Raw genomic sequence first — 21471 nt, forward strand, 5'->3', positions numbered from 1 at the left:
CGGAGAACCGCCTGCACAGGCGCCTGTCCCGCCGAGCGGGACAGGCCTTGCACCGTGAGCGGGGTGCACCTCGCCGGGGTGTTTCGGTTGTAGGCTCGCAAGAGTGCACACGCCGACCGACGGTGCGGAACCGACGTATCCGCCGCTGCCCGCCACCAGCTGGGCCGTACTCGGCATGCTCGCGTTCGGCGAGGAACTGACGGGCAACGATCTCAAGAAATGGGTCGACTGGAGCGTCGGATTCTTCTACTGGAGCCCCTCGGTCAGCCAGGTGTACGGAGAGCTGAAGAAGCTCGAGACGCTCGGTCTGGTGACCTCGCACGTGGTGTCCGAACCGGGCGTCCGCGGCCGCCGTCTGTATGCGATCACCCCGGCGGGCACCGACGCCGTACGGTCCTGGTCACGCGGTGCCCCGGTGGAGATCCCGGTGCTCAAGCACGGTGTGATGCTGCGGCTGTGGCTGGGGCACCTCAGTGATCCCGAACATCTCAAGTCGTTGGTGCGCGCCCACATCGAGAACATGCGCGAGCTCCGCGCCCGGGCGGCGTTGCACGCCGAGCACTCCACCCGAGAGCCGGCATGGGCGTACCCGAGGATGAGTCTGCGCTGGGCGGTGCGCTACTTCGACGCCGAGATCGAGCTGGCGGAGCAGATGTTCGACGAGATCGACGAGGCCGCAGAGGCGTTCGCCGAAGCCCGGGTCGTCGAGGACAGCGGGCTACCGCAGCCGAACGACCCGGGCAGTTGGAAGACGGTCGAGGACATCGTCGAAGCGCTACACACCACCCGGAGCTGATCCCGCTCCCCGGCCGAGCAACGTCCGGGCCAGACTCAGGATCTCCGCACGAGGCGCGAACGTCGTGCCGAGCGCGGGAAACGTGAGGAATCCGTGGAACAGCCCGTCGTAGCGACGGTGCACCGTGGGCACGCCCTCGCGCGTGAGCCGTTCCGCATAGGCGTCGCCCTCGTCGCGGAGTGGATCGAGCCCGGCGGTGACGATCAGCGCCGAGGCGAGGCCGCTCAGGCTCTCCGCCCGGGACACCGACAGGCGCGACGACGTCGCTCCCCCAGGCGCGTACTGGCGCCAGTACCACTGCATGGCGGCACGCGTGTTGTAGTAGCCGTGGCCGTACCGCCGATACGAGTCGGTGTCGAAGTCGTCGTCGATCACCGGGTAGAGCAGGATCTGGGCACTCGGCGTCGGCCCGCCCTCGTCCCGGGCGCGCACGGCGGTGACCGCCGCGAGATTCCCCCCGGCACTGTCGCCGGCGAGGGCGATCCGCGCCGGATCGATCCCCAGCTCCGCGGCACGCTCGTGGACCCACCGGAACGCGGCGTGGACGTCGTCGGCCGCTGCGGGGCCGGGGTGTTCCGGGGCGAGGCGGTAGTCCACCGAGACGATCGTCGCGTCGGTGCCGTTGCACAACGACCGGCACAGGTCGTCGTGGGTGTCCAGATCGCAGAACACGAATCCGCCGCCGTGGGCGAAGACCACGGCAGGTGTCGGCTCGGCGGTAGCGGTGGTGGCCGCGATGACGGGACGGTACAGCCGCACACGGAGCGCGCCGCCGGGGCCGTCGAGGACGTGTTCGCTCACCGATCCGACCGGCTCGGGGTGCGGGTTGGGTACGCGCCTGGACCGGATCAGTTCCCGGGCGGCGGGCCCGGTCATCGTCTCGAGCTTCGGGAACCCGGCCTCGAGGGTCTCCAGCATCGCCCGGGTCTCCGGGTGCAGTGAGTCGGGGTAGAGGGAGGAATCGGGGTGAGTGGTCATCGGGCGCGCCCCGACCACAGTCCGGTGCCGCGGCGTTGCAGCGTCGGTGTCACGTGGACCCGGCTCGCCTCGTAGCCCCGCCAGATGGCACCGGCCGCCATCCGCACCGGCGCGGCCAGCTTGTGGTCGAGCTTCATGTGCGTGACCGGGCCACAGATCGAGATCGCTGCGACTGCCTCGCCCTCCGGCCCCACCGGGGCACCGATACAGGAGAAACCGCGCAGGGACTCCTCGCGTTCGAAGGCGACCCCGCGCTCGCGAACCTTGGCCAGCTCCGGGTCGCGGGTGTCTCCGTGTATCGCCGAGGCCAGCAGGGCCTTGCCCACCGCGGTGGCCCGGGCCGGGCGGCGATAGCCGACCCGGGTCGGCACCGAGGCGCTGAGGCGTCCTCCGATCTTCTCCAGGTAGACGATGTCGGGGCCGTCGAGGACGGCGAGGTGCACGACGAAGCCGGTGACGCGATGCAACTCGTGCAGGGTCGGGATCGCGGCGGCGTGCAGCCGGTCCTGATGGACTGCCAGGGACCCCAGTTCGATCAGCCGCATGCCGAGTTCGTAGTCGCGGCCCTCCCGGCGCAGCCACCGCATGTGGACGAGTTGGTCGAGCATGCGGTGGGCGGAGGAGCGCGGCAGGCCGGTGCGCTTGACCACCTGGGCGAGTGTCAGCCGGCCGGGGCCGTCGAAGGCGTCGAGTACCAGCGACACACGGTCGAGGATCGCGGTGGGTGCGGCGTTCTCGGTCTTCGCGGGTGTGGGCCGAGGATCGATCATCTGGATCGTCATGAGATCTCCTTTGCAGGCGCAACGATGCAAAACCCTGTGACGTGGCTGTTTCGATTAGGAATAGTCTCACGATACCTGACGATTGTGAAGTGAGTCACGAAGAAAACCCCGCGGTCCGTAGTGGACCGCGGGGCTTTCTCCGAGTGAGGGTGGGCTACATCGCCGCGAGGGGTTCACTCCCTGACCAGTCGTGACCCCAGTAGGAGTCGGCGGTGATCTCCTCGGCCGAGTAGTAGTTCTCGTCGACCTTCATGCCCTCGGTGCCGAACTCGATGTCCCATCCACCGGGAGCACGGACGTAGAACGAGACCATCTTGTCGTTGGTGTGCCGCCCGAGTGTCGACGACAGCGAGAAGCCGTCCTTCAGGACCCGGTCGAGTGCCTGTCCCACCGCGTCGAGCGTGTCCACCTCGACCATCACGTGGATCAGCCCGGGTGCGCCGCCGTGCGGCGCGGGGCACAGCGCCAGGCTGTGATGGCGCTCGTTGATGCCCATGAAACGGATTCGGACGGGGCCGAACTCGGGCGGAGCCGGGATGCGGAAGGCGCCGCGGGGGAGGAATCCCAGGACGTCGGTGTAGAACTCGAACGAGGCATTCGCGTCCAGCACCGGCAGGACGACGTGGCCGAGACCCTGGGCGCCGGTCACGAATCGCGCCCCGAACGGGGTGACGACCGGGCTGTGGTCGAGGACCGCGCCGTGGAAGACCTCGAGCGTCGTGCCGCCGGGATCCTGGAAGGTGATCACTTCCTCGACCCTGCGTGCGTCGGCCTCCTCGAGGGACAGCGGTTTGACGGCGACGCCGGCCCTCTCGACCGACTGGCGGACCCGCTCGAGCGCGGCGTGGTCGCGAACCTCCCAGCCCACGCTCACCACCTCGTCGCTGTCGCCGGGAACCACGACGATGCGGGCGGCGCGTTCGTCCATGCGGAGGTACAGCGCATTCTCGTCGGGCCCGTCGCCCTCGGCGAATCCGAGGACGTCGAACGCGAACGTGCGCCAGCGGTCCATGTCGGTGGTCTGGATCTTGACGTAGCCCAGAGCTTTCAGATCGGTCATGTGCCTTGTCTTTCGTGTTTCGGTGTACGGGTGTGGTGGGTGGGCCAGATCATCGGGTGTGGTGGGTGGGCTAGATCATCGGGTGTGGTGGGTGGGCTAGATCATCGAGCGGAGGGGGCCCTGCGGATCGGCGCCGAGCGAGCTCAGCGTCGTCGCGTGGAACACCGTGCCCGGCACGTGGATCGCGTGGTGCAGGCCGGCATGCGCGTCCCGCCAGAACCGTTGCAGCGGCTTGTCCATGCGCAGGGCGTTGCCGCCGCAGCGCGGGTAGATCTCGTCGATGGCGCGGATCGCCTGCCACGCCGCGGACACCTGGGTGCGACGGCCGACGGCACGCTGCTCGAACGTCGGTGTGCGGCCGGAATCCACGAGGTCCCACATCCGGTCGACCTGGGCGAGCAGGGAATCCCGCGCGGCCTGGAGGGAGGAGGTCGCCTCACCGATCGCGAACAAGGTGTAGGGATCGTCCTTGATCTTGGTGCCCTGGGCGTTGATCCGTTCGGCCTGGTACACGTTGGCCTGGTGCATCATTCCCTCGGCGATGCCGATCGTGGCGGCGGTGATGCCGAGCGGGAACATGGTGGACCACGGCATCAGGTACAGCGTCTCGGTGCGCCCGTACTCGCGGACCGCGGAGCCGTCGATCACCGCGTCGCAGTCCATCACCCGGTATTCGGGAACGAAGGCGTCACGGACCACCAGGTCCTTCGAACCGGTGCCGCGCAGGCCCATCACGTCCCACGAGTCCTCGATGATCTCGTAGTCGCTGCGCGGGATGATCACGTGCAGCATCCGGGGCGGTTGCTCCATGCTGCCGTCCGGATTGCAGGCGAAGGCGCCCAGGAACGCCCAGTCGCAGTGATCGGTGCCCGAGGAGAAGGACCACTTACCGGAGAATGTGTATCCGCCGTCGACCGGAACGCACATCCCGCCCGGCATGTACGGCGACGCCATCCACGTGTCGTTGTCATGCCCCCAGATCTCCTCCTGCACCTTCGGGTCGGCGAACGCCAACTGCCAGGGGTGGACGCCGACGATGCCGTGCACCCACCCCGCCGACGGATTGAGCGACGCGGTGCGCATCACCGCCTCGGCGAACTCGCGCGGATGTACCTCGTAGCCGCCGTACTCCTTGGGCTGGAGCATCCGGATGCTGCCGGCATCCTTCATCCGCTTCGCGGTGGCGTCGGCCAGACGTCCGAGCCGTTCGGCTTCCTCACCCTCGACGAACAGGTCGTCGGCGACCTGGTCGAGCCGTTCCAGGACTTCGTAACTCATGATCGTGCCTTCTTCTCGATGTGGCGGGTCAGCTCATGGGGGAGGCGATGGTGTTGCCGGAGGCGATGTTCTCGGCGACCTCCTGCTTCCAGCTGTCGACGGCTCGGGTCGTGTCGATCTCGAACTCGAAACGGTTGGTCATGTCGTCGGTGAGGTTCTCGACGTCCGTGTAGAACTGGCTGTACCAGCGGCGCAACTGGTAGACCGGCCCGTCCTCCTCGGAGAGGAGCGGATTGTCGATGGGCGCCTTGTTCTTCCAGATCTCGACGTCCTGCTCGAAACCCATCTCGACGCCTTCGGCGAACTGGGCGGCCATGCCGGCCGCCTCCTCCTCGGACAGACCGGGGAGCTTCTTGACGATGGCGCCGTACTGCAGCACGAACTCGTTGTTGCTCACCGGGTAGTGGCAGTTGATGAGGACGGTGTTGATGGTCTGGCCGTTGGCCTCGGATTCGAGCCAGTCGATCATGTAGGACGGCCCGAAGTAGGACGCCTCCGACTTCAGCACCGCGTTCGGATCGTCGTAGTTGGTGCCGCTGATGACGTCCTCGCGCCCGGTGGAGTTCATGTACTGGGTGGCGACGTGCCCCTCGAAGACGTTCTTGAAGTACCGGGGGAACGAGTAGTGGATGTAGAAGAAGTGGGCCATGTCCACGACGTTGTCCACGATCTCGCGGCAGTGGGAGCCCTTGATCCGAAGGGTCTTCCAGCTCCAGTCCGTCCACTCGTCGGTGCCGTAGCCCTCGATGTGCGGAATCGTGACGCCCTCCGGCGGAGGGTTGCCCTGCGGGTCGTGCCAGACGAACAGCTGCCCGTTGCGCTCGAGCGTCGTCCAGGCGCGGGTGCGGGCCAGCGGCGGGACACGCCGTGCGTACGGGATGGAACTGCAGCGTCCCTTGCCGTTCCAGCGCCAGTCGTGGAACGGACACGCGATGTCGTCACCCTTGACGGTGCCGCGGGCCAGGTTGCCACCCATGTGTCGGCAGTAGGCGTCCAGGACGTTGAGCGTTCCCGCACTGTCCGCGAAGACGACCAGCGAGGTGCCGAAGGCGTCGATCTGATGAGGTTGTCCGTCCGTGAAATCGCGGACCAGGCCGAGCAGATGCCAGCCCCGCGCGAAGCGGGTGGGCGCGGCAGCGGCCTCGATCATGCGGATCTCTTCGGCATCCGAAGCGGATCCGTGGACGGTGGTGGAAGTGGTGGGGGCCATCGGTGATTCCTCCGTGGTGCATCCGGGACTCGGTACATCCTGGACCCGAGCCTGTGATGTGGCTCATAATTCGCCAGGGTCGGTGCCGGGAGAAACCCTCCCTCCCGCTGGGTGGAATGCCCGGAGGGAAGCGTGATCGTCAGAGGGCCGTGACGGCCAGTCCGAGGGCGGCGGCCGCGGTGGTGACGAGCATCGTGCCGAGCGTGGCCGCGAGTGCGACGGTGAACTGCCGGTTCGCGATCAGCCGCACCGATTCGAGGCTCGCGGTGCTGAATGTGGTGTAGCCGCCGCAGAACCCGACCCCCACCACCAGGGTGACCTCCGACGGCGCGCCGTGGAACAGTACGAGGCCGGTGGCGATGCCGAGCAGCAGTGACCCGCTGACGTTCACGACGACGGTGCCCCAGGGAAACGCCCCGGCCCACCGGGAACGGACGACGCCGTCGACGACGAAGCGCGCGACGGCACCGAGGCTGCCGGCCAGCGCGACCCACAGCGCGATCATCGGCGGGACCTGCGTTCGCGCGCGACGCCGGCGAGGACGATCCCCAGCGTGGCGGTGAGCAGCCCGAGCATCGCGGACCCTGCGAGATACCCGGCGGCGAGCCCGGTGTGGCCGTCCCGGGCGAGCAGATTCGTCTCCACCGCGAGAGCGCTGTAGGTGGTGAACGCACCGAGGAAGCCCGTCCCGCCGGCCAGTCGGAGGGTGCGCCGGCGTCCGGTGTCGTCACCCGCCGAGGCGAGCGATTCGAGGAGGATGCCGAGCAGGAACGCGCCGACGAGGTTGGCGACGAATGTCGCCGTCGGCCAGTGCCCCTCGGCCGGGGGAAGATGGATGCCGAGTTGGTAGCGGCACCACGTACCGAGCAGGCCACCCACCGCGACGGCGGCGATCGCCGCCGGGCGCAGATGCAGTGGTCCCGGCGCGGGCGGCAACTCGGACACGGGCGCACTCCTTCCGGTGGGAAAGGAGCCATCAGCCTCGGGTGAGGCGGTTCGGGCAGGTGCCCCGGCGGAGATCCATCGCCGTCACGATTGTAGCCCGTGCGGTGTCGCTGCGTGCTGTGTCTCCGTGCGTGGTGTCGATGCGTGCCGGCGGCTATCCCTCGAACCGTCCGTACCCGCCGCGGTAGAACAGGAGTGGGCCGTCCTCGCGCAGGACCTCCAGGTTGCCGACCCGGGCGACGACGATGGTGTGGTCGCCGGCGTCGTGCTCGTCCTCGACCGTGACCTCGATCCTGGCGAGTGCTCCGCTCAGCGCGGGCGCACCGTTTCCTGCTCTCGTCCAGTCGATGCCGGCGAACTTGTCGTCGCCGCTGGTCGCGAACGATGCGCATTCCGGGCGCTGGTCGTGGGCGAGGACGTTGATGCACAGGGTCCCCACCTCCCGCAGCCTCGGCCAGCTCCGCGACGTGCGTGCCGGGCAGAAGGACACCAGCGGCGGGTCGAGGGACACCGACGTCAGCGATTGGCAGGCGAAACCGAGCGGCACACTGCCGTCGTGTGCGGTGATCACCGTGACACCCGTGCAGAAGTTGCTCATGACGGAGCGCAGCAGGGTGGTGTCGAGTGCGGGCTCGAGCGGCATTCTGGTCCTTCCCGGAGGGTGCATCACCTCACCGTCCCCGATCCCCCGGTCCGGGCCAAGGTGGCGTCTCGCTGGTCGGGAGGCTGCCCCTGCCACGCCCCCTGCCATGGCAGCGCTCTCCGGTTCGTGTCGGCGCACCCCCGACCGAAGGTGCGCCGACACCGACCGGGGAGCGTCCGGAGGGTCTCCACGGCAACCCCCGACTGTAATAGAACAGGTTTCAGTTTTGGGCAGAAGCGGCTATCGTGTCGGTGACCTGGAACACACGAGGGTGGCGCCCGGTCGGCGCCGCGCGAGGCACGAAGGATGGCATCGAGATGAGCGTTGACTCCGTCACCGGAAACGACCTGTACAGGCCCGCATATGCGCCGGACCTGCTCATCGCCGCGCTCGAACGCAACCTCGACCGGCCCGCCCTGTACCTCGGTGACGTGGTGCTCACCGGTGGGCAGATGCGCGACCAGATCAGCTGTTTCGCCCAGGCGCTCGCCTCGCTCGGCATCACCACCGGGTCGAGCACGGCCATGCTGTCGAAGAACCGTCCGGAGGTGCTCATCAGTATGGGCGCCACCATGATCACCGGCTGCCGGGCCAGTGCGCTCAACCCGATGGGCTCGCTCGACGACCATCTCTACATCCTCGACGACGCCGGGATCGAGACGTTGATCTTCGACCCCACCGCGTTCGAGGGCCGGGCGGCCGAGCTGAAAGAGGCCGCCCGCTCGGTGAAGAACGTGTTGTCGTTGGGTCCGTCCGAGGTCGGTGTCGACGTCCTGGCGCTGGCCGCGACGTTCACCCCGGCGCCGCTGCGGTCACCGGACGTGTCGGCCGACGACGCCAGCAGCATGGTCTACACGGGTGGAACCACCGGAAAGCCGAAGGGCGTCGTGCTCACCTACCGCTCCGGGGCGACGCTCAACCAGATCCAGATGGCCGAGTGGCAGTGGCCGGACGAGCCTCGATTCCTCATCTGCACCCCGCTCTCGCACGCCGGCGCGGCATTCTTCATCCCGACCCTGCTGCGCGGCGGCTCCCTCTACGTGCTGCCGTCCTTCGAGCCGGGAGCCGTGCTCGAGGCGATCGAGAAGCACCGCATCACCGCGACCATGCTCGTTCCGACGATGATCTATCTCCTCATGGACCATCCCGACCTGGCGTCCCGCGACGTGTCGAGCCTGGAGACCCTCTTCTACGGTGCTTCCGCCATGTCGCCGGCCCGGTTGCGGGAGGGAATCGAGAAGTTCGGCCCGGTCTTCTTCCAGTTCTACGGGCAGAGCGAATGCGGAATGACGATCGCCGTGCTGCGTCGGGAGGAACATCTCGCGGACGACCCGGCCCGCCTGGCCACCTGCGGCCGACCGGTGCCGTGGCTGGACGTCCGGCTGCTCGACGACGACCTGAACGAGGTGCCGCAGGGCGAACTCGGCGAGATCTGTGTGCGCGGCCCCCTCGTGATGCGCGAGTACTGGAACAAGCCGGACGAGACCGAGGCCGCTCTGCGCGGGGGCTGGCTGCACACCGGGGACGTCGCCCGCCGGGATCGCGACGGCTTCCTGACCATCGTCGATCGCAAGAAGGACATGATCGTCACCGGCGGGTTCAACGTGTTCCCCCGGGAGATCGAGGACGTCATCTCCGCACACCCGGCGGTCGCCTCGGTCGCCGTCGTCGGTGTGCCGGACGAGAAGTGGGGCGAGGCGGTCAAGGCCTGCGTGGTCCTGCGCGAGGGGGGACAGGTGGCCGCCGAGGAGCTCGTGGAGAAGGTGCGGGCCGCGAAGGGCAGTGTGCACGCACCGAAGTCGGTCGATTTCGTGGAAACTCTGCCACTCACGCCGTTGGGCAAACTCGACAAGAAGACCCTGCGCGCCCGCTACTGGGCGGGCGCGCAGGGTCGACTGGTCGGCTGACGTCAGGCCGTCGCGGCGACCCCGTCGGCCGTGACGGGGCCACCGAACGGCAGGGACACCGTCAGCTCGGCGCCCTCGGACACGTGATCGATCAGGAAGTTCGAGACCTCTCCGCGCAGTGACGGTGTCCCGTCCTCGAGGGTGCTGTCCGCGACACGTCGGACGGTGAACGCCCAGACTCCGTCGGTGGTCACCGTGTCGAGCGGGTACTGGCGGATCTGGCGGGCCCCGTCCGGAAGCTGAGCCGCCACCGAGATGTACTGTCCCGGCTGGAAATCCGGGAGCGGAGAGCCATCGGCCGCGGCCAGGGTGAAGGACACCCGGTCCTCGGAGCCGGAGCGTGCGGACACCACGGCGCCGCGCCAGACGTCGCCGGCGGACACGCCCGCTGCCTCGTAGAGACCCGCCTCCGCTGCGATGAGGGTGCGGGCGAACAACCAGTACAGCTCGTCCCAGGCGGCCGCGACCTCGGGCGTGACGGCCTCGCCGAGAACCTCGACGATCGCCTCGAAGAGGTACTTGTGCACCACGTCGTAGGACTCGGCGGCGACGCCCAGCGACGCATGCTTGTTCGCGATCCGGCTCACCGTCGCATCGATCTTGTCCTGGTCCGGCTCGACCTGGAGGGTCGCGAACGTGGCGATCGCCCCGGCGAGAGCCTTCTGCTGCTGTCCCTGCTGGTTGCCGCGATTGAACAGGTTCCGTTCGAGGTCCGGGGCAGCGGCGAACAGCTTCTCGTAGAACAGGGGCGTGATGTCTCCGATCGCTCCGCCCACGGCGGGCAGGGTGGCGCGGATGACTTCCTTCGACTCAACCGACAACATCGGGCAGTCTCCATTCGGTGAAGGCAACATTTACATTTCGGCACTGGGATGCCGGGATTGTGTGGAGACCTCCGGGGGAAGCGTCGCCAGCAGCGCGTGCAGCTGCGCCTGGGCCAGCTGCGCGCAACTCCGCACGTATTCGAGTTCGGTGGTCGTCGGTCCCGAAGCGCCGGAGGCGAGCCCGTTGCCGGAGACCCTCGACAGCGCCTGCGCCCGCTGGAGAATTTCCTGGAACTGGGCACGCGCATTCATGACGAGGTCGCGGGCGTACTTGTCGGCGTCGGCGATCGTCTGATCGGCGGTGCGCTGGGCCTGGCTGAGGAGATTGACCGCGCGTGACGAGATGCCCATGAGGTCCTTCTCGGATTCCTTGCGCAGGCGCTCGTTCTCGCGTTCGAGTTCGTCGAGCCGTTGCAGCAGGTCGTTGCCGGGGGCGGGGCGTGGCTGCGGTGCGGGAGGCGGCGCTGGTGCAGGTGCAGCCTTGCGTGCTGCGAGTTCGGATTCCAGATCCCGCACCCGCGCACGCAGTTCGCCGACGACCTGGTGCTGGTCGGGTGTGGGCGGGGCCTCCTGCGGGGGCACCGATTCGCTGCGCGCAGGTCCCGGGCGGGGCGCAGGCGGCTGTGGGGACTGGTGCTGTTGTGCGCGGATCAGATCGTCCATGGCGAGGGCGACCTCGTCGAGGAAGTCGTCGACCTCGCCCATGTCGTATCCGTGACGAAGGAGGGAGGAACTCTTGAAGACGACGGTACGTACGTCGTCGGGTGTTATCGCCACGGATGCACCTCGAGTGAATTCGTCGTTCCGGACGGTATGGCGGTTCGCGTCGAATCGGACGGAGCAGCCGGCGCGAAGTCCTCGTAGCTGATCGATTCGGGGTCGAGGCCGACACGGGTCAATTCGCCTATCGTGTGCTCGACCATCGGGGGCGAGCCGCACACCAATGCGGTATAGCCTTCCCACCAGTACATTTCGGCGGCGACGGTGCCGACCAGTCCGCGGTGACCGGCAAAGGTCGGATCCTCCGAGACCACGGGAACGTAGGTGAACCACTCCCGGCTGCTCATGTGGGTCAGATAGTCGTGGTCGTACAAATTGGCACGATTGCGCGCACCGTGGAAGAGCAGCACGTTGGGGGCGCCCCCGGACGTCCCCCACCGTTGGTCGAGTTGCTGGATCACCGCGCGTAGCGGCGCCAGTCCGGAGCCGCCCGCGATCAGGAGCAGATCGCCGCACGTGTCCGGATCGATGGTGAGGCGATTACCGATGGGCGCACCGAGTTTCACGCTGTGACCCGGCACGAGGTCGCGGGCGATCGCGCCGGTGACCTGGCCTCCGGGAATCACCTCGATGTGCAGTTCGAGCACGCCGTCCGGCCGAGGGGCGGCGGCCGGACTGACATAGCGCCACTGCCGCGGGCGCTGCGGGACCTCGATCGCCATCGACTGACCGGGCCGGTAGCGGAACGGGATCCGCGGCTGCAGCTCCACGAGGACGAAGTCGAGTCCCTTGCGCTGGACGGACACGACGTCCGCGTCCCACCAGGGAGGAGTGTCCTTCTCGGCGTCCGCGGCCGCGGCGACCATCAGCCCGGCGACGGCCTCGTACGCCGCTCCCCAGTCGGCGGCGAGCTCGGGCGTCCAGGCGTCGCCGTGGAAGTGTTCGAGCGTCGCGAGCAGTGAGGCACCTGCGGCGGGGTAGTGCGCTGCCACCACGCCGAACCGGCGGTGGTCCCGGCCGAGGTGCTGGACGAACGACGGATCGTCGCCGAGGGACTCGACATTCGTGACGATGTGCCCGAGCGCGGCGAAGAAGCGATCCCGCTGGGTGGACATGGACACCGGGAACATGTCGCGCACTTCGGGATGGGCCAGGAACAGGTGGGAGTAGAAGTGCTGGATCGCGTCGTCGCCGATCTCGACGACGGCGCGCCAACTCGCCTGTAGCGCGGAAATGTTCATCGGCGCCGGATCGACCCGGAGGTGGCATCGGTACGCGCACGACGCTCGCGCGTAGAGAAGCTCCGGGCCATGGCACAACCTTCCGCTCGAAAACCGACTGGACGTAAGAACGAGAGTTAATCGGTATCGGTGCCCGATGGCAAGTTGGGAGAACCGATTTCGGGTTGCCCGGTCGTCGCTCGGACACCGGGTCGGTGACGCAGCGCGAGCGTGGCGGCTCAGTACGGGTCGTACTGGATGTTCTCTGCGGGAGTGCCCGTCGCGTACAGGCGATCCAGGGTGGTGCGCACCATCGCCGCCGACCCGCACACGAGGACCTGTTGCTCGACGAACGCGCCGTAGGACGTGACGACGTCGGCGAGTGTGCCCTGCACCAGATCCTCGTCGCCGAACCCGACATCGACGCGCAACTGTTCGTGCCACTCGTCCGGGGTGTGCGGATCCTCGAGGGACTCGACGACCGGGACGACGGTGAGCCAGGGCAGATGCCGTAGCAGCAGGCAGAGCATGTCCGCGGCATACAGGTCACGCGGATGGCGGCCACCGATGAAGAGGAACACCTTCGGTGGATCGTCGTGCCTGGCGAGGTCGAGCAGCATCGAGCGGAACGGTGCGAGCCCGGTCCCGCCTGCCACCAGGACGACGTCGGGCCCGGCCGGATCGATCGCCATCGTTCCGCGTGGCGGGTGGATCTCCCAGCGGTCGCCCACCCGGGTGTCCTCCACGATCCCGCTGCTGACCCACCCACCGGGAACGGTCCGCACGTGGAACTCGAGCTTGCCGTCGCGTGACGGGGGCAGCGCGGGGGACAGCCGGCGCAGCAATTGCGGATGCTGTGGGACGGACACGTCCACGTACTGGCCGGGTCGGAACGGTACGAAGTCCCCGACCAGCCGGATCACCGCGAGGTCGCGCCTCAGCCGGTGGTGTTCGACGACGGTCGCGGACCAGGTCTGCTCCATGCCGGGATCATACTGGCGCCACGGAGCGACGCAGCTCGAGCGCCCGGTCCCGGTGACATCGCACAACGCCGGTGCGGCGGCATTCGTGTCAGACGAGGGGGTCGTGCTGGATCAGTTCCGGTGGAGTGCCCCCGTGTCGCAACGAGTACACGGTGGTCTTGATCATCGAGGGAGACCCGGAGATCTGTACCTGGCGGTCCGCCCAGGAACCGAACTCGGCGACGACGCGGCCCAGCCGCCCGTGCAGCCGACGATGCATCCCGGGTGGGGGTTCGGGGTCGGGAGTGGTGTGCCACCAGGGGTTCTCGTCTTCCTCGGAGACCGGGACGACGGTGAGCCACGGATTGCTCAGGGATAGCTCCCAGAGGGCTTCGATGTCGTAGAGATCGCGCGGGTAGCGGCCGCCGACGAACATGTGCACCCGCGGGTTGTTGCCGTGCTGCGCCATCTCCATCACCTGCGCCCGCAGCGGCGCGATCCCGCTTCCCGACCCGATCATCAGCACGTCGAGCCCGTTGTCCCGATCCACCTCGAGCCCACCGAGCGGGGAGGCGAGCTGCCAGCGGTCGCCTACCCGGGTCTCGTTCACGATGGCCGGGCTCACCCATCCGCCGGAGACCCGGCGCACGTGGAACTCGATCTGGCCGTAGGGGTTCGGTGGGATCGCCACCGACAGGTAGCGCCACTGCCTGGGACGCTGTGGAATCTGGACGCTGAGGTATTGGCCGGCGTGGAACGGGATCGGCTGGTCGGACTCGAGGCGCACGATCGCGAGGTCGTCGAGCCGGCGTTCGTGACCGACCACGGTCGCCGTCCAAGCGGCGGGCAGATCGTCCGCGTCCGCGGCGTCGCGCATGGTGGTGAGGAGCAGGGAGACGAGCCCGCTCCACGCCGAGTCGAGTGTGGGCGTCCACAGCACGTGGCTCAGGGCCGACCGCACCGCGGCGATCAGTGCCGATCCGGCCGCTTCGTAGTGCCCGGCGGTGATGCCGTACTTGCGGTGGTCCCGGCCGAGCTGGGCCAGCAGTTCCGTCATCGGGCCCGGCTCCTCGAGATTGTCCACGACGAACTCGAGGGCCCGGGTGAACTTGCGAGCCGGTTCCTCCAGGGAGATCGGGAACAGCGCCCGGTACTGCGGGTGCTCGGAGAACAGCGCCGCGTAGAAGAGCTGGGCCAGGTGGGACGGCCCGTGGGAGCCATGGGTGATCGACGAGAAACTGGCCCGCAGCTGCGCGATCTCCATCGCGCTCAATCGTGCGGCCGCACGATCGGTCACTCCGCCTTCCGTGTCCACCGGGCCCCCTGTACTCACCGCCGTCGTTCACCGCGTCCGCTCGTGAACTCTCACCAACCGTTCCGCTCGCGGACTCGGAGAAAGTCTAGCGGGGCCGCCGCGAGCAGAACTCGCGACGGCCCCGGACGGGGTCCCGGCTCCGGGACGTGTCACTGCATCCGGAAAGGGGCTACTGCGCAGGCCCGAGGTCCAGGAAGACCGTCTCGCCGGTCGCGTCGTCGAGCCCGTCGTTGTCGGTGACCACGTACAGGTTCCCGTTCCCGGCGACGGCCACGCCCTCGGCCTTCTCCTGCACCCAGCCGCGGGTGGCCCGCAGATCCGGCGCCAGGTCGCGGTACAGCGTCTTCGGAAGGACCGTCACCTCCTCGTCGGCGCCGGTCACGCCCGATTCGGTGGGGATCTCCACCCGGTGGATCGCCTTGATCCGGGCGGCGGGGCCGTTCAGCTTGTCGCGTTCGAGGATCAGCAGCGCGCCGTCGTGCACCGTGATCTCGGACAGTCCGATCCAGTCGCCGTCGACGTCGGTCGGGTCGAGCTGGTAGCCGTACCACTGCCACCCGCCGTCGGCGGGCGTGTACCGGCCGATGCGCGCGACACCCGGCGGGTCGGTGTCCAGTTCGCGCTGCAACACCACCCAGACGGTCTCGTCGTCGCCGCTGCCCTGCACCGACACGCCTTCGAGGCCCTGGCTGCCGAGCGCGGCGCCGATGTCGTCCGGGAGGCCGATGCGTTCCTCGATCGCGCCGTCCTCCGCCACTCGGAGCAGCGCGTTCTCCGGTCCCTCGGCTCCTTCGACGGCGAGGTAGAAGCCGCCGTCCCGGCGGGCCGCGACCCCTTCGATGTCGAGAGTCAGCGGCTGTCCGTCCTCGGTGACCGCGATTTCCCGGTCGATCAGTGCCGGGGTCTGTGTGAGATCGATGCCGAGGACGCGGGCCGGGCCGTAGGCGTCGTCGGTGGCGGTGAACAGGCGGTCGGGATCCTCCGGGTCGACGGACAGCGCGCCGAGGGCACCCCACCCGACCGGGAGTCCGTCGACGTCACCGGAGACCAGTGACGGGAAGGCCGGGGAGCCCCCGGCTGCCGCATGCTCCTCACCCCAGCCGTAGAGGGTCACCGAGGCGCGGACGCCGGCCTCGGCATCGTCGACCTCGGAGGAAATCGCCAGCAGGTTCCGCTCCGGGATGGCCAGAATGCCCTCGGGGCCGTTGGTGGCGGGCAGGATCTGCCGGAACTGCGGGTCGGTGGGATCGCTGACGTCGTAGACGGCGACGAAGTTACTGCGCTCGGATCCGACGAGTGCCACCGGACGCCCGTCGAGTTCGGTGATCGTCAGCCCCTCCGGTTCCGGCCCCTTCGCCTCGGCGCGGCCCTCGTTGTGCAGACCGGTGCGGACCGCGAGATGGGAGAACTCGTTGCCGCCGTCCCAGACGAGGTCCCCGGTCGCGGCGTCGAAGATGGACCAGTTGCGAGTGCCGCCCTTCCAGTCGCCCTCGTTGGCGGTTGCGAGGTACCGGTCGCCGATCCACCCGATCGCATCGGGCTCGCGGGGCAGGTCGGTGATCGAGCCGGTCTGGTCGATCACCCCGTCCTCGACGGTGTCGATGTCCTCGACGCTCGCGGTACCGGCCGAGAAGAGGGACGTCACCTCGCCGGTGGGTCCGTCGATCACGGCGATGCCGTTGTTCTCCTGGAGGGTCACCGCGATCTCACCACGATCGTTGACGTCGACGTACTCGGGTTCGAGGTCCTCGGGGGTGTCCAGTCCGGCCGCGCGCGCCTGGTCGACGTCGAAGTCGACGCGCCGGGTGGTCCACGCCTGCGGCTCACCGGTGAGGTCGACGATCTGGACGAACCCGGTCGGCGGCTGCGGGAGGTCCCCCTCCTCGCCGCCCTCGGGGGTGAAGTCCTCGTCGCGCTGGTTCTCGATCGCCACCGCGGCGAACGTGCCGTCCGGGCTCAGTGCGATCGAGTCGGGCTGGCCACCCAGGTCGATGCTGTGTACCCGCGTGCGGTCCGCGATGCGCACGACGTCTACTCGCCCCGACGGCGCGGTGAAGTCGCCGCCGGTGGTGTCGACCACCACGAGGACGAAGTCCTGGTGCACGATCACCGACGTGGGCTGATCGTCCGCATTGCCGAGTTCGGTGAGGGAGAGCGTGCCGAGTCCGCGCGGCGTCGACGGGTCGGAAATGTCGAGGAAGCCGATCCGCTGTGCCGTCGCGTCGGTGTAGATCATCGTGTTGCCGTCGGGCGTGACCGAGGAGATCTCCGCGACCGTTTCGGTGTCGATCGGCTCACCCTCGGGGCGGTTCTCGAAGATCGGGTAAGTCGCGAGCCGGTGGTAACGCTGTGGATTCTCCACGTTCCACTCGATCGGCGCGGCCGTCGCGGTGGTGATGTCGTTCGACGAGGCGACCGACTCCTGCTCGCTGCTCGCGCATCCTGCCGCGAGCGCGGCAACGGCCCCTGCCGCCACCGCTACCGTGCCCGCGCGTCGTCGCGCCCGGCCTGTCCGTCTCGTCACGTGTCCGTCCTCCGTCTCTCGCCCGCCCGGGAACCCGGGCGGAGCCGAGGGCAGCGTGATGGAACGGGTTGTCCGGTGTGCGGACTCGCGGTGAACGGACGATGTCCGGGGAGCGTCGGGTGGGGCTAGATCCAGCCGCGCCTGCGCGCTTCGAGGGCCGCCTCGTAGCGGTTGGAGACGCCGAGTTTCGCCATCGCCGCCGAGAGATAGTTGCGGGTGGTCCCCGGCGACAGATGGGCGTGCCTCGCGATTTCCTCGACGGAGGCGCCGTCGGCGGCGTACTCGAGGACGTCGGCCTCCCGGGCCGTGAGTACCGAATCGCCGGCACTGATCGCCTCCGCGGCCAGCTCCGGGTCCACGTACCTGCCGCCCTTGTGGACGGTGCGGATGACCTCGGCGAGCGTCGCCGCCGACGTCGTCTTCGGCAGGAAGCCGCGAACCCCGGCGGACAGTGCCCGCTTGAGATAGCCGGGGCGGCCGTGGCTGGTGACGATCAGCGTGCCCGCGGTCGGTGTGAGCGCGAGCAGTTCGGTGGCGGTGTCGATTCCGTCGATGCCCGGCATCTGCAGATCGATGACCGCGACGGCGACGGGCTCGCCGGCGTCCACCCGGCGCCGCCAGGCGGCGACGAGCTCCTCGCCGGTGCCGACGTGGTCGACGACGTCGATGTCGGCCTCGAGGTCGAGCATCGTCGCCATGGCCGCGCGGATGAGTGTCTCGTCGTCCGCGAGCAGAACAGGGATCACGCTTCCTCCCAGAGGACTTCGAGGACGAACTCGTCGCCCGCCGCGGTGGTGTCGAGCCCGGCGCCGACAGCCGCGAGCCTGTCGGCGAGCCCGCGCAGGCCCGATCCCTCACCCGGCTCGTCCACGACGCCGTTGTTGCGCAGTGACATTCCCGCAAGCCCGAGAGTGAGTGTCGCCGAGGTCGCGGACGAGTGCCGGACGATGTTCGTGGTGCCCTCGCGGACGACCCAGGCGGCGACCTCGTGGAACCGCGTGGGCACCGCGGCCGGGTCTCCTTCGACGTCGAGTCGGCAACCTGCGGCCGACAGCAGCGAGCGGGCACCGGCCACTTCACGTTCGAGACCGATGTCGCGGTAACCGCGCACCAGAGTGCGCATCTCACCCATCGACTCGACGGCCAGTGCCTTGACCTCGTCCATCTCGGCGGCGGCGCGATCGGCCGCCCCGGACCGCGAGAGGGTGGCCGCCAGTTCGCTCTTGACCGCGATCGCCGAGAAGCCCCGGCCGACGACGTCGTGTAGGTCGCGCGCGAAACGCAGGCGCTCCTCGGCGACCTGGAGTTCGGCCTCGACCTCCTTCGCGTGTTCGAGGTCGTCGATGATCCGAAGGCTCCACAGGGTGAGCAGCGTCGTGCCGACGAGGAGGGCGCCCACGGCCACGACGGCCGCCGCGGTCTGGAGGGCCGCCACCGGGGAGGCGCCGAACGCGAGCCCGGTGGCCACGCCGACTCCGAGAAGGACCGACCACTTGTGTGGAGTGAAGGCGATGACGGTGAGTGCCGCCAGCAACGTCACGAGGATGCCGGTGACCCGTGCCTCGTCGGCGACCGTCTCCGCCGTCGAGGTGCGGGTCACGACGGCACACGCCAGCCAGATGGCTGCCAGTGCCGTCGCGGCCGCGGGCAGCGCCCACCGCCGGTAGGTCGCGTTCGGCCACGCGGAGAGTGCCGGCTGGGCCTCCACGGCACCGATGGCCGCGAGCCCGGCGCCGACGAGAGTGATCGCCTGCCACACCGAGCCTCCGGCGATCGACATCACCGCTACCACCGAGACGATGCCCACGTGGAGCGTGACCCGCGTGTAGTGCCGGAACTTCGCCGGACCCGAGAGCTCACGCCACCACGTGGACCAGTGCCTCACCCGCGGTCGTCCCAGCGGAAGGTCTTGTAGACGAGAGCCAGTGCCAGGACGGTCCATAGTGCCAGTGTCGCAAGCGGCCGACCGAACTCGGCGAAGGTACCCGCGAAATCCAGCGCCGTGGCGGACGTGTCGGTGGTCGCCGGTGTTCCCGCGGCACCGAGCCAGACGAGATCGGAGATCGCCGCGAAGGGGGTCCAGTCGGCGACCGTCGCCAGCCGATCGGGCAGGATGCCCCGGAGCGAGGCCAGCCCCACCATCGCGACCGTCATCACGGGAATCGAGGTGATCTGCGCGGCCTCCGCATTCTTCGTCACTCCACTGGTCGCGAGGGCGAGCAGCGAGAAGACGACGAGCCCGCCCGCGAGTGCGAGCAGCGTCGCAACCGGATTGACGGGGGCCGGCGCACCCGTGCCGTACACGATTCCCGCGACGGCGACGGCACCCGCGAGGGTGAGTACCGAGCCCGGTACGGCGGGGGCGGTCAGGATCTGCCAGTCCGACGCCTCGCCGGTGCGCAGCCGCTTCAACACCCCCTCGCTGCGGCGCGTGGTGACCATCGACAGCACCGAGTAGTACTGGACGAACAGCAGCGCGAAGAGGACGAACAGTTCGATGGTGGTCGCGGTCAGTGCCGGTGTCGGTGCGCCGCCGTCGCGACCGACGAAGTAGGTGAACAGCGGGATCCCCACGGGGAACACGGTTCCCATGAACACGAGAGTCTTGTTGCGGCGGAACTGGAGATACTCGGCCTTGGCGAGCGCGGAGAGCGGCCGCCGGCCGTAGCCGACCGAGGGGGAGGCGAGTGCGGTGGTCATCGTGCGGCTCCGATCGGGGTGGCGGTGGTCGTGGTGTCGGCGGTCTCGGTGCCCGGCGTATCCCCGATGCCGGAGGAACCGGCGCCGTCGGGGGAGCCGGCGATGTCGAGGAACACCGATTCGAGGGACGCGGCCCTGGCCTCGAGCCCGGTGAGGGTCACGCGGTGCTCACGCGCCCAGTCGAGCAGGGCGAGCAGGTGGTCTTGCAGCGTGTGGGTGGCGACGGTGACGCGGGATCGTGCGTCGACCTGCGCGCCGTCCAGCGTCGGCAGACGCAGCCCGGGGTGCTCGAATGCGATCGTCGCCGGATGCTCGTCGACGATCTCGCGCAGCGTGCCGTGCCGGGCGATCTCGCCCTTGTGCATGATCGCGATCCGGTCGGCAAGGGCTTCCGCCTCGTCCAGGTAGTGCGTCGTGAGGACCATCGTGACGCCTGATGCCTTGAGATCGGCCAGCAGTTGCCAGGTTCCACGCCGGCTCTCCGGGTCGAGTCCCGTGGTGGGCTCGTCGAGGAACAGCAACCGCGGCTGACCGAGCAGCGCGCACGCGAGGTCGACCCTCCGCTGCTCGCCTCCGGACAGCGAGCCGACCCGGACGTGGGCGCGGTCGGTGAGATCGACGCGCGTGAGGACGTCGTCGGCGGTCGTCGGGTTGGTGCAGGTGCCACGCCACATCTCGAGCGTCTCGCTGACCGTCAGGTCGGCGGGCAGGCCGCCGGACTGCAGCATGATGCCGACCTGTGGCCGGACCTTCTTGCGGTCGCGCCGCGGGTCGAGGCCGAAGATCTCGATGTCGCCGGAGTCGGGGGCGGCGAGGCCTTCCAGCAGGTCGAGCGTCGAGGTCTTCCCCGCACCGTTGGTGCCGAGCAGGGCGAACACCTCGCCCTCACCGACGTCGAGGTCGATGCCCTTGACCGCCTCGAAGGCGTCCTTGCCGTGGCCGTAGATCCGGCGCAGGCCACGTGCGGTGATGACGGCGTTCATCGCTGCCCCCACTTCCGGGTTCCGACGATCCAGCGGATCACGAGGTAGGCGGCGATCGCGGTGCCGCCGATGGCGGCGACCACCGGCTCCGGCTGCAGGAGAGCGACGATCAGGCCGACGAGGACCAGAGTGAGGACGACGACGAAGGCTTCGCGCGACCGGGTCGGTGCGGGGCCGACGCGGAAGGCGTCCATGAGCAGATCGTGGAGACCGGCCTCCCGCAGGCCGGCCTCACGGTGGACCCGGGGACGAGTGGATGCGTTGTTCATGGTGTCCAGCCTCGCGGTCGCGGGCGTGCACGAGTAGTGCGCGCGATCATCGAAGTCGCGTGGGATTTCATGGTTCGGGGATGACAAAAGTCATGTCGGACGCCGCGTTCGGGATGGCGCCGGGCTTCTCGCCTACATGGTGACCTATCTCGTCTCGACGGCGACGGCGTTCACTCGCTCTTTGTCCGATCGGTCTCGGCGCTGGCGAGCTAGTCGTTGCGCCCGTCAGCCGCACAGCTCTTCTGGATCCGCGCGCGCAATCGGGCCCTATTCGGCGCGCGGATACCGAGGCGGTGTGCGGATCGGAATCGTCCGCTGCCGACGGCCCGTGCGACGGTGGTTCAGGGTGGGTACA

At 68.9% G+C, this 21471-nt stretch carries 20 protein-coding genes, 1 pseudogene and 1 riboswitch; of the genes and pseudogenes, 2 read left to right on the forward strand and 19 right to left on the reverse strand.

The genetic code is table 11. The features are described from left to right. The first annotated feature begins 175 nt into the window (after positions 1-175). Positions 176-796, forward strand: a complete 621-nt coding sequence (locus G4H71_RS13745) for a PadR family transcriptional regulator (protein WP_083343256.1) — start codon at positions 176-178, stop codon at positions 794-796. On the opposite strand, the gene G4H71_RS13750 is transcribed toward G4H71_RS13745, so the two are convergent. The 8 genes from G4H71_RS13750 to G4H71_RS13785 form a co-directional block, all read right to left on the reverse strand. Beyond that, entirely contained in the window at positions 776-1774 is a 999-nt protein-coding gene (locus G4H71_RS13750; protein ID WP_072739527.1) for an alpha/beta hydrolase, read from the reverse strand. The genes G4H71_RS13745 and G4H71_RS13750 overlap by 21 nt on opposite strands. Continuing rightward, positions 1771-2556 carry an IclR family transcriptional regulator gene (locus G4H71_RS13755; RefSeq protein ID WP_072739430.1) on the reverse strand — a complete coding sequence of 262 codons (786 nt, stop codon included), beginning with the start codon at positions 2554-2556 and terminating at the stop codon, positions 1771-1773. Before G4H71_RS13755 ends, G4H71_RS13750 begins: the two co-directional genes overlap by 4 nt. A gap of 154 nt (positions 2557-2710) precedes the next feature. Then, the gene (gene bphC / locus G4H71_RS13760; protein WP_072739428.1) at positions 2711-3616 is read right to left on the reverse strand and encodes a biphenyl-2,3-diol 1,2-dioxygenase; all 906 of its coding nucleotides are present in this window, start codon (positions 3614-3616) and stop codon (positions 2711-2713) included. Positions 3617-3712: 96 nt separating this feature from the next. After that, on the reverse strand, positions 3713-4894 hold the full coding sequence (locus G4H71_RS13765; RefSeq protein WP_072739426.1) for an acyl-CoA dehydrogenase family protein: 1182 nt from the start codon (positions 4892-4894) through the stop codon (positions 3713-3715). 28 nt (positions 4895-4922) lie between these two features. Further along, complete coding sequence (locus tag G4H71_RS13770; protein WP_072739425.1) at positions 4923-6104, reverse strand: 3-ketosteroid-9-alpha-monooxygenase, oxygenase component; 1182 nt, start codon at positions 6102-6104, stop codon at positions 4923-4925. A 139-nt stretch (positions 6105-6243) separates the two neighbouring features. Further along, positions 6244-6609 (reverse strand): fluoride efflux transporter CrcB, encoded by a 366-nt coding sequence (gene crcB, locus G4H71_RS13775; RefSeq protein WP_072739423.1) that lies wholly within the window; start codon positions 6607-6609, stop codon positions 6244-6246. Then, positions 6606-7049 (reverse strand): fluoride efflux transporter FluC, encoded by a 444-nt coding sequence (locus tag G4H71_RS13780; protein WP_072739422.1) that lies wholly within the window; start codon positions 7047-7049, stop codon positions 6606-6608. The genes crcB and G4H71_RS13780 overlap by 4 nt, the downstream gene beginning before the upstream one ends. Before the next feature lie 15 nt (positions 7050-7064). Beyond that, a riboswitch (Fluoride riboswitch) is annotated at positions 7065-7141 on the reverse strand. Positions 7142-7203: 62 nt separating this feature from the next. Continuing rightward, a complete protein-coding gene (locus G4H71_RS13785; protein WP_072739421.1) occupies positions 7204-7692 on the reverse strand; it encodes a flavin reductase family protein in 489 nt (162 codons plus the stop codon). 317 nt (positions 7693-8009) lie between these two features. On the opposite strand from G4H71_RS13785, the gene G4H71_RS13790 reads away from it, so the two are divergent. Continuing rightward, entirely contained in the window at positions 8010-9599 is a 1590-nt protein-coding gene (locus G4H71_RS13790; protein WP_072739419.1) for an AMP-binding protein, read from the forward strand. A 23-nt stretch (positions 9600-9622) separates the two neighbouring features. On the opposite strand, the pseudogene G4H71_RS13795 reads toward G4H71_RS13790, so the two are convergent. From G4H71_RS13795 to G4H71_RS13845, 11 genes and pseudogenes are all read right to left on the reverse strand, one after another. Then, positions 9623-10423: pseudogene (locus G4H71_RS13795) on the reverse strand (globin domain-containing protein); the annotation flags it as partial. 30 nt (positions 10424-10453) lie between these two features. Then, a complete protein-coding gene (locus G4H71_RS13800) occupies positions 10454-11200 on the reverse strand; it encodes a DivIVA domain-containing protein (RefSeq protein WP_072739416.1) in 747 nt (248 codons plus the stop codon). Further along, a complete protein-coding gene (locus G4H71_RS13805; protein WP_072739414.1) occupies positions 11191-12384 on the reverse strand; it encodes a globin domain-containing protein in 1194 nt (397 codons plus the stop codon). The genes G4H71_RS13800 and G4H71_RS13805 overlap by 10 nt, the downstream gene beginning before the upstream one ends. 218 nt (positions 12385-12602) lie before the next feature. Further along, positions 12603-13346, reverse strand: coding sequence for an FAD-binding oxidoreductase (locus tag G4H71_RS13810; protein ID WP_072739412.1), 744 nt, complete (start codon positions 13344-13346; stop codon positions 12603-12605). A gap of 88 nt (positions 13347-13434) precedes the next feature. After that, positions 13435-14589, reverse strand: coding sequence for a globin domain-containing protein (locus G4H71_RS13815; protein WP_083343255.1), 1155 nt, complete (start codon positions 14587-14589; stop codon positions 13435-13437). 220 nt (positions 14590-14809) lie between these two features. Then, positions 14810-17164, reverse strand: a complete 2355-nt coding sequence (locus G4H71_RS13820; RefSeq protein ID WP_083343248.1) for an esterase-like activity of phytase family protein — start codon at positions 17162-17164, stop codon at positions 14810-14812. A gap of 125 nt (positions 17165-17289) precedes the next feature. Then, positions 17290-17910: a response regulator transcription factor gene (locus tag G4H71_RS13825; RefSeq protein WP_072739408.1), complete on the reverse strand. Its 621-nt coding sequence runs from the start codon at positions 17908-17910 to the stop codon at positions 17290-17292. Then, positions 17907-19049: a sensor histidine kinase gene (locus G4H71_RS13830; RefSeq protein ID WP_246442147.1), complete on the reverse strand. Its 1143-nt coding sequence runs from the start codon at positions 19047-19049 to the stop codon at positions 17907-17909. Before G4H71_RS13830 ends, G4H71_RS13825 begins: the two co-directional genes overlap by 4 nt. Then, a complete protein-coding gene (locus G4H71_RS13835; protein ID WP_072739407.1) occupies positions 19046-19864 on the reverse strand; it encodes an ABC transporter permease in 819 nt (272 codons plus the stop codon). The genes G4H71_RS13830 and G4H71_RS13835 overlap by 4 nt, the downstream gene beginning before the upstream one ends. Beyond that, a complete protein-coding gene (locus G4H71_RS13840; RefSeq protein WP_083343246.1) occupies positions 19861-20847 on the reverse strand; it encodes an ABC transporter ATP-binding protein in 987 nt (328 codons plus the stop codon). Before G4H71_RS13840 ends, G4H71_RS13835 begins: the two co-directional genes overlap by 4 nt. Beyond that, entirely contained in the window at positions 20844-21116 is a 273-nt protein-coding gene (locus G4H71_RS13845) for a hypothetical protein (RefSeq protein WP_072739405.1), read from the reverse strand. The genes G4H71_RS13840 and G4H71_RS13845 overlap by 4 nt, the downstream gene beginning before the upstream one ends. Positions 21117-21471: the final 355 nt, after the last annotated feature.

The sequence above is a fragment of the Rhodococcus triatomae genome, from assembly GCF_014217785.1.
GTDB lineage: Bacteria > Actinomycetota > Actinomycetes > Mycobacteriales > Mycobacteriaceae > Rhodococcus_F > Rhodococcus_F triatomae.